This window comes from Chitinophaga sp., assembly GCF_036569125.1.
In the GTDB taxonomy this organism is placed as follows: Bacteria; Bacteroidota; Bacteroidia; order Chitinophagales; family Chitinophagaceae; genus Chitinophaga.
This window is the reverse complement of sequence record NZ_DATCRF010000748.1, coordinates 1-8,047: the sequence shown is the minus strand read 5'-3', so window position 1 is coordinate 8,047 and position 8,047 is coordinate 1. Positions and strand designations below refer to the sequence as shown.

The 8,047-nt window shown below is 47.8% G+C and carries 9 protein-coding genes; 6 read left to right on the top strand and 3 right to left on the bottom strand.

Annotation, left to right across the window (positions count from 1 at the left end):
- The 3 genes from VIM87_RS27690 to VIM87_RS27680 form a co-directional block, all read right to left on the bottom strand.
- Nucleotides 1-1,501: hypothetical protein (locus VIM87_RS27690; RefSeq protein ID WP_332000123.1), on the bottom strand; the 1,501-nt coding region annotated here is incomplete at its 3' end.
- A 144-nt stretch (nucleotides 1,502-1,645) separates the two neighbouring features.
- Nucleotides 1,646-2,635 (bottom strand): hypothetical protein, encoded by a 990-nt coding sequence (locus tag VIM87_RS27685; protein ID WP_332000122.1) that lies wholly within the window; start codon nucleotides 2,633-2,635, stop codon nucleotides 1,646-1,648.
- Between the two features lie 19 nt (nucleotides 2,636-2,654).
- Complete coding sequence (locus VIM87_RS27680; RefSeq protein ID WP_332000121.1) at nucleotides 2,655-3,311, bottom strand: hypothetical protein; 657 nt, start codon at nucleotides 3,309-3,311, stop codon at nucleotides 2,655-2,657.
- Nucleotides 3,312-3,641: 330 nt separating this feature from the next.
- On the opposite strand from VIM87_RS27680, the gene gldA reads away from it, so the two are divergent.
- The 6 genes from gldA to VIM87_RS27650 form a co-directional block, all read left to right on the top strand.
- Nucleotides 3,642-4,550: a gliding motility-associated ABC transporter ATP-binding subunit GldA gene (gene gldA / locus VIM87_RS27675; RefSeq protein ID WP_332000120.1), complete on the top strand. Its 909-nt coding sequence runs from the start codon at nucleotides 3,642-3,644 to the stop codon at nucleotides 4,548-4,550.
- 132 nt (nucleotides 4,551-4,682) lie between these two features.
- Nucleotides 4,683-5,975, top strand: a complete 1,293-nt coding sequence (eno, locus tag VIM87_RS27670) for a phosphopyruvate hydratase (protein ID WP_332000119.1) — start codon at nucleotides 4,683-4,685, stop codon at nucleotides 5,973-5,975.
- Nucleotides 5,976-6,068: 93 nt separating this feature from the next.
- Nucleotides 6,069-6,386, top strand: a complete 318-nt coding sequence (locus tag VIM87_RS27665; protein WP_332000118.1) for a septum formation initiator family protein — start codon at nucleotides 6,069-6,071, stop codon at nucleotides 6,384-6,386.
- A 100-nt stretch (nucleotides 6,387-6,486) separates the two neighbouring features.
- Nucleotides 6,487-6,696, top strand: a complete 210-nt coding sequence (locus tag VIM87_RS27660; RefSeq protein ID WP_089920476.1) for a hypothetical protein — start codon at nucleotides 6,487-6,489, stop codon at nucleotides 6,694-6,696.
- A gap of 71 nt (nucleotides 6,697-6,767) precedes the next feature.
- Nucleotides 6,768-7,418: an endonuclease III gene (gene nth / locus VIM87_RS27655; protein ID WP_332000117.1), complete on the top strand. Its 651-nt coding sequence runs from the start codon at nucleotides 6,768-6,770 to the stop codon at nucleotides 7,416-7,418.
- A gap of 3 nt (nucleotides 7,419-7,421) precedes the next feature.
- The coding region (locus VIM87_RS27650; RefSeq protein WP_332000116.1) for a DUF2071 domain-containing protein at nucleotides 7,422-8,047 on the top strand (626 nt) is incomplete at its 3' end.

Below are 8,047 nucleotides of genomic sequence, written 5' to 3'. Positions count from 1 at the left end.
CGTCCAGCACAGTATAAGAGGCTGGTTTGATCACAGCGCTACCCGTTTCAAACTGGATCTCGTATGATTTGGAAGATACCTCGCGGGTGATCTCCGGTGCATAGGTTTCCTTGATAGCCGTACCTTCCAGCAGCTCAGGGTGGTTAGACACTACGGAGGTCAGGAAAGATTTATCGATCACTTTATTATACACAGGGTAAGTAGGGATCAGCTCCGGGTACATTTTCACGATGATATCACCAAAGGTGTTGTACACGATCTTGTAACGGTCCAGCCCATCTTTACCTAAGCCAAACAGGTTAGCAGCATCGGCCAGGTTAAAGGCCATAGAGCCGCCCAGGCTTACATTAATGCCCTGCGCATCTTTTTCCTCCATACCGTTATAGTACTTCAGCCAGTACGCGCCATTCTGCTCGTTATACACTTTGGCAGAAACATCTGCAGCAAAGGCTTTGGCTTCCGAAAAAGAACGCACCTGGTCGCCGGCCTGTGACAGCGCCATGATCAGGTTCTCTATATCCGTACGGTGGTCGTACGCAAACTTTTTAATAGTAATGGTGATGTTCGGCATCTGTGAGGCATACTCGCGGGTGGAGGCAATGTTCACCAGGCCGCCTTTTTTCTGCGCCACATTCACATCGCCGGGTGTCCAGGTTGCAACGCCGTCTACGCCTACGGTAGTATCGCGGCTTACTTTTTTACCATCTATGATCATTTTACGGCTCTCAGAATAACCGGCAATGTATTTATTACCGGCATCCAGGAAATCGTTAGCAGCTACCAGGTTTACGGCATTACGGTCGTAAGAGGTTTCATCCGGGTTTACGCGCAAACCGTTATCGCCGGCCCATTTCAGCAGAATGTTCATATCACCGTCGCGCAGTACGCAGGCAACTGTTTTACCTAATGCATTCTTGGGATCGCGCTTCCAGTCGGAAGGGCCCATCAGCTTATCTTCACCATAACTTTTACCCATGGCATAAAATGCAATAGGCTGGTAGTCGGGGCCCAGGGGCTCCAGCTCTTTGCTTAAAGCCGCAAAGAACATAGGCATACCATCGCCCATGAAAGAGGCAAACACACCGGCTGCATTCGGATTATTCTTATACTCCTGTGCAAATTTCACCATGTCGGCAATAGACTTGTTACAGTCATCCTGGCGTTCCAGGGTCAGCTGCAGCTTGGCTTTATCCAGCAGGGAGCCTTTGGTGGTGTTAGCGCCGCCATTGGCATACATTACGGGGAACTGTGAGTTCCAGGCCATAATTTTCCATACGATCTTGGTGCCGCCGTTCAGCGCTTCGTCCTGCCCGGGTAGGGGCATCATTACTGCATTCTTGCTTAAAGATGCTTCGGGTGCATCCGGCAGAGATACCTTTCCGATATCGGTAGCTGCTTTTGCTTCCTGGGGACGCTTATCCCACCACAATACTTTTGCTGCATAAATAGCTCCCAGTAATAATACGATCAGTAATATTTTACCCCCAGGTTTTACTTTCATTGACATTTTTAAATTATTTAGTTTGTTACGCTGAAGGCTTAAGGCTTCCTGCCTTTTTGCTTCAGCTTATAATTTTTTTTAGATAATGTTCGGCGCTGCGCGCCTGCTTTGTGCTTTATGCTTTCTGCTTTGCGCATTCAGCATTTAACTCAGCAAATCGTTGTAATTATCCTTGGCAACGGTACCGGGCATACGCTGATTCTCCGGCGCAGGTGTCCACTTCTGGGTATCCAGGCGGAAAGTGGTATCCGGGTCAAAGGATTCCAGCATTTGTAAACCCTGCAGCTCATAGGTAGCGTTATCCAGGTCAATGGATCGCATAAAATCCGTTGAGTAGTTAATGGCCTTTTTCATACTGGATAACTTAGTGGCAATATCCTCTTTCAGGAATTCCATAGACTGTTCCACCATCAGCTTTTTCTCCGGATCGCCCTTGAATATTTTCAGGGCAGAGGTCAGCGCCTTGTTACCGGATGTAACGGATTTGTACAGGTCTTTTTTCAACTCCAGCTCATTCCGCGCATCTTCTATCATGTAGCCGCTGTTCTTGTGCACCTTGGTCAGGTAGTCGCCTATCCTGGCCAGGTTATCACGTATAGGCGCTAGTTGCAGAATGTATTCTTTGATACGCGCTATCTGGCGGGTAGCATTACCAAGCTCCGGCAGCATGTTATTATCCTGCGCAGCTTTGGCGCGTGCCATCAACTGGTTGGCTTCTTTTTCCTTTTCTTTGATCTTCATGTCGATCTTCTCCTTCTGCCCATCTACTTCAATAGACTGCTCATACAGCTTTTCACGCTGCTTTTCCATATCCTGCACATAGTCTTCTGCTATAATGAAGGGGTCCAGCTCTATAACAATGCCTACCAGCTTTTTCATGAGCCATTCATACAGGTAAAACAGGCTTAAGCGCAGCTTACGGTGTGTAACAGCGTACAGGAATAAACCCAGGGATACCAGGGCTATACCAAAGTTGAGCGTGTTCCATACTACTTTAGTGAGGATGGGCACTACATAATAACCGATCAGTACCAGTAAACCCAAACCGATGATAAGACCAAACTTACCACCCGGCCGGTTCCAGTATGACTTTAGCTTTTGCCCTGCAGGTGCAGGGAAATACTGTGTTTCCATAATTTTTTGGGATGTTAGGTTAAAGGGATGTTTGTATTTTCTGCAAATCAGTTTCTATTTTATTAATCATGGCATTGCAGGCCAGCTGGTAACCCTGACGGCTACCCGCAATCTTCTGCTCCTGTTCTGAGATCTGCGCTTTCATTTGTCCCATTTGTTGCTGGGCAGCAGTGATCTCTTCGGTTAACCTTTTAATGGTTTCCGCGTTCTGCGCTACCTTTTTCTCCAGGTCAGACAGCTGCTGCTGGCGGCCCTGTACTTCTGCCAACGCTTTTTCATTGGCAGCTTTTTCAAAGTCAGCACGGTCTTTTTCCACGATGGTTTTGTATTGTGCGGCTGTTTCCAGCAGTTTCTGCTTGTTCAGCCCCTGCACGCTCAGCGTGGCAAATACGGCCGCCATCCGTGTTTTTTCGTCCGGTACATGTGCTTCCAGGGTTTCCATCATTTTCCAGAACTCAAAATAGTCTGGTCCGGGCAGGTTACTGCGCTCAAAGAGTGCAGAAAAGTGCTGCTCAAATTTGTCAATATCCGCCTCGCTCATAGCTACGGCCGGCTGACCTTTGATGTTACCCAATGGGAATTTTTGCGCAAGGTTTCCCTCCGCTTTAGATGATGAAGATTCATTGGGCTCAAATTCCACAAACAGGCCCAACGCCTTCTTAAGAAAGTTTGCCATTAGTGCATAAGGATTATTGAAGTATTGTCCAGTTAGGCTGGGTTACGTTAACTTACCAGGGGTGAGTGATTTAATAGAATAGACGCAGGTATAGGTACACGATTCGGGTCATTTAAAATTAAATACGCCTCAAGGTATCAGGTTAGGAATAATTACGGTTGATTACATCTTGTGTTTCATGTTAATTGTAGACGTAAAATTATAACATTTTTGGATATCCGGGCTAAAAATCGGCTAAACAATTGATAACGAATTGTTAATGGAGGCCAAAAATACTCCCTAACATACTCTGAACTTATTTTTTTACTTTAGTACCCGCAATATAAAACCATGTCCATCCAGGTATCTGAACTTAGTAAAACATACGGTGAACAAAAGGCGGTTGATAACATTTCTTTTTCCCTGAACAAAGGAGAGATTGTAGGTTTCCTGGGACCTAACGGGGCCGGCAAATCCACCACCATGAAAATGATAACCGGCTACCTGCCGCCCAGCGGCGGACAAGCCCTGGTAAGCGGGTTTGATGTAAGCAAAGCCCCGCTGGAAGTGCGCAAGCGCGTGGGTTACCTGCCGGAAGCCAATCCCCTTTACTTTGATATGTATGTGAAAGAGTTCCTTAGCTTTATTGCAAACGTGCACCAGCTGGGCCATGCAGCGGCAGAACGCATCCGTACCGTAATAGCGCTCACCGGCCTGGAACCGGAAAGCAAAAAGAAGATAGGCGCCCTTTCCAAAGGATATAAACAACGTGTAGGCCTGGCCCAGGCCCTGCTGCACGATCCTGAAGTGCTGATCCTGGACGAGCCTACCTCCGGCCTGGATCCCAACCAGCTGGCGGATATACGGCAGGTGATCAAAAACCTGGGCAGCAACAAAACCGTTATACTCAGCACCCATATTATGCAGGAAGTGGAAGCCATGTGCAGCCGGGTGATCATTATTAACAAAGGTCAGCTGATTGCGGACGATACCCTGCAAAACCTGCAGCAGCGCCAGGCCGGCAACGGTTATATACAGGTAACTTTTGGGGAGCCGGTAGAGGCGGCCGCCCTGGAACAGCTGCCGGAAGTAACGCGGGTGGTGGGCAGCGAGGGTAATACCTGGCAGCTTTTTACCGGTAATGTAGAGGCAGTACGTAAAAACCTGCTGCAATTTGCTTTGATAAATAACCGGAACATCCTTTCTTTGCAGAGCAATTCACAAAGCCTGGAAGCCATCTTCCGGCAGCTAACGAATTGAAAACGGTCCACAGACCATAGTCCACGGTCCATAGAATATACACGTGTCAGCAGCCTTGCGAAAAAGGCAATGGACTATGGACCATGGACAATTGACTTCTTCAATCAATCCTAAAACACTAATAGTAAAACCATGAGTACCATTTCAGAGATCCATGCCAGGCAAATTTTAGACAGCCGTGGTAATCCTACCGTAGAAGTAGACATCACTACAGAAGATGGTCATTTTGGCCGTGCTGCCGTACCTTCCGGCGCTTCTACCGGTAAGCACGAAGCCGTAGAACTGCGTGACAACGATAAAAAAACTTACGTAGGCAAAGGCGTATTACAGGCTGTTAAAAATGTGAACGAGATCATTGCAGAAGAACTGGCCGGATGGGATGTAAATGACCAGGCAGGCATCGACAAAATGCTGATCGATCTGGATGGCACCCCCAATAAAGCCAAACTGGGCGCTAATGCCACCCTGGCTGTGAGCATGGCCGTAGCCAAGGCTGCTGCTGAAGAAAGCAACCTGCCCCTGTACCGCTACCTGGGCGGCGTAAACGCAACTACCCTGCCCCTGCCGCTGATGAACATCCTGAACGGTGGCGTGCATGCTGATAACAAGATCGATTACCAGGAATTCATGATCATCCCGGTAGGCGCATCCTCCTTCTCTGAAGGCCTGCGCTGGGGTGTTGAGATCTTCCATACCCTGAAATCCGTACTGAAGAAGAAAGGTTACAGCACCAACGTAGGTGATGAAGGTGGTTTTGCGCCGGATATTCAGAGCAACGAAGAAGCGATTGAAACCGTACTGCAGGCTATTGAAGCTGCCGGTTACAAACCGGGCGAGCAGATAGGCATTGCCCTGGATGCTGCCAGCAGCGAGATGTTCAGCGACGCTGACAAAACTTACAAATTCTACAAAAGCTCTCAGAAAGTGATCAGCAGCGATGAAATGGTTGCTTACTGGGCTGAGTGGTGTAAGAAATACCCCATCCTGTCTATTGAAGACGGTATGGCTGAAGATGATTGGGACGGCTGGAAAAAACTGACCCAGGCTGTAGGCAGCACTGTACAGCTGGTAGGCGACGACCTGTTCGTAACCAATGTAAAACGCCTGAAACAAGGTATTGACCAGGATATTGCCAACAGCATCCTGATCAAAGTAAACCAGATCGGTACTGTAACAGAAACCATTGATGCGGTGAACATGGCGCACAAAGCCGGTTATACCTCCATCATGAGCCACCGCTCCGGCGAAACGGAAGATACTACCATCGCTGACCTGGCCGTAGCCCTGAACTGCGGACAGATCAAAACCGGTTCTGCTTCCCGTACCGACCGTATGGCCAAATACAACCAGCTGCTGCGTATTGAGGAAGCGCTGGGTAATGTTGGCTTTTATCCGGGAAAATCCGTTAAATTTGGTAAGAAATAAACCAGATCTCAATTTTAGTGGTCAATACGTCCGGGTCCTGGGTTATCCCAGAACCCGGATCTTTTAAGACCTTTGCCACCTAAACAGAACATTTTGACACTACCCAGGTCCATAAAAATACACCCGCTGCTGCGCAACAAGTTTGTGATAGCCATTGCAGCTTTTGTAATATGGCTGGGTTTCCTGGACCGTAATAACCTGCTCTCCCAGTACCAGTTACAAACTGAAGTGAACAAGCTGGAGTCCCAGAAAGCATTTTTTAGAACGGAAATAGACAAAACCCGCGAAGAACAACGGGAGCTGCTTTCCAGCCCCGAAAAACTGGAAAAATTTGCCCGGGAACAATACCTGATGAAAAAGGATAATGAAGACCTGTTCATTATCAGGGAAGAAGCCACCACAGATAAATAAGCTTGCACTTTTCTAAAAAATTGCTATACCTTAACAATAGATTCCGCGTGTTATCCGTTATTAAGCTGAATATTAGTTTATTGTATTAAAACAAATTTGCATGGGCAATTCTACTCTATCCTTCTCTGCTGTTTTACGTTCTGTGGCTGATAGCAAAAACAATTTTCAGGATATGTCTAAAGATCAGGAGCTCCCCCGTGAGGAGCGGGTTTGTCATACCCAAACCAAAAAGGCTTTGAACACGATTAAGTTCTCTCCCCGCGCTGAAACCCTAAAGGCTATTTTCGAGCACGCCCGGAAAAAAGGCTAAGAGGCAACAGCCGGTACTACAAGCCAACGTGAAATAATTGCAATTTGCTGGCTGTAAGCTATTTTTACAGCATGACGAAAAAAGAGCGCTTCGCATTCGTGCTGCACTACTTTGAAGAGCACGCACCCAATGCCGAAACGGAGCTTATCTATGACAATCCCTACCAGCTGCTGGTAGCCGTGATCCTGTCTGCACAGTGTACCGATAAGCGGGTGAATATGACCACCCCTGCCATTTTTGAAAAGTATCCCGACGTTTATGCCTTAAGCAAAGCCACGTTTGACGAATTATTCCCTTACATCAGAAGCATCAGTTATCCCAACAATAAAACCAGGCACCTCATTGGCATGGCCAATATGGTGGTGGATAATTTTAACGGGGAAATACCGGCCACGGTAGCTGAGCTGATAACCCTGCCGGGTGTAGGACGCAAAACAGCCAATGTGATCACCTCCGTAGTGCACCAGCAGCCCAACATGGCGGTAGATACGCATGTGTTTCGCGTATCGGCCCGGATAGGCTTAACCACCAACGCCAAAACACCGCTGCAAACGGAACAGCAATTGCTGCAATACATTCCTAAGGAAAAAGTACATATTGCCCACCACTGGCTCATTCTGCACGGGCGCTACATTTGCGTGGCGCGCACACCCAAATGCGGGGAATGCGGTTTAAGAAAGGTGTGCAAGTATTACCAGCAGGTGATCAGCAAACAACAATAACACATGGCCAAACCTTTTCTCACAGCACAATGGCGCAATTTGCTCATGATCAATTTTGCGGTTACGCCTGCCCTGCTGCAAAAATATGTGCCGCACCGTACGGAGCTGGATGCCTGGAACGACACCTACTACATAAGTCTTGTGGGTTTCCTTTTCCAGGATACCAAAGTAAAAGGTATTGGCTTTCCCATGCACCGCACATTTGAGGAGGTGAACCTGCGTTTTTATGTGCGTTACAAAGAAGGCAATAGCTGGAAACGCGGTGTGGTATTCATTAAGGAGCTGGTGCCCAAACACCTGATCACTTTTGTAGCCAATACTTTGTATAAAGAAAAGTATGCTACCCTGCCTATGCGGCACCGCTGGCATTCGCCGGATGAAAATACTTTACACGTGGCCTATGAATGGAAGGTAGGCAATGAATGGAACTTCCTGAAAGCCAATGCAGCCGCAGCCCCTGCCGCTATTATACCCGGCGGCGAAGCTGAATTTATTACGGAACACTACTGGGGGTATACGCAAAGCGGCCCAACCCTTACCTCAGTATATGAGGTTACACATCCCCAATGGCGGGTGCATGAAGTATACGATTATGATTACCGCTGTAATGCGGAAGCGCTGTATGGGCC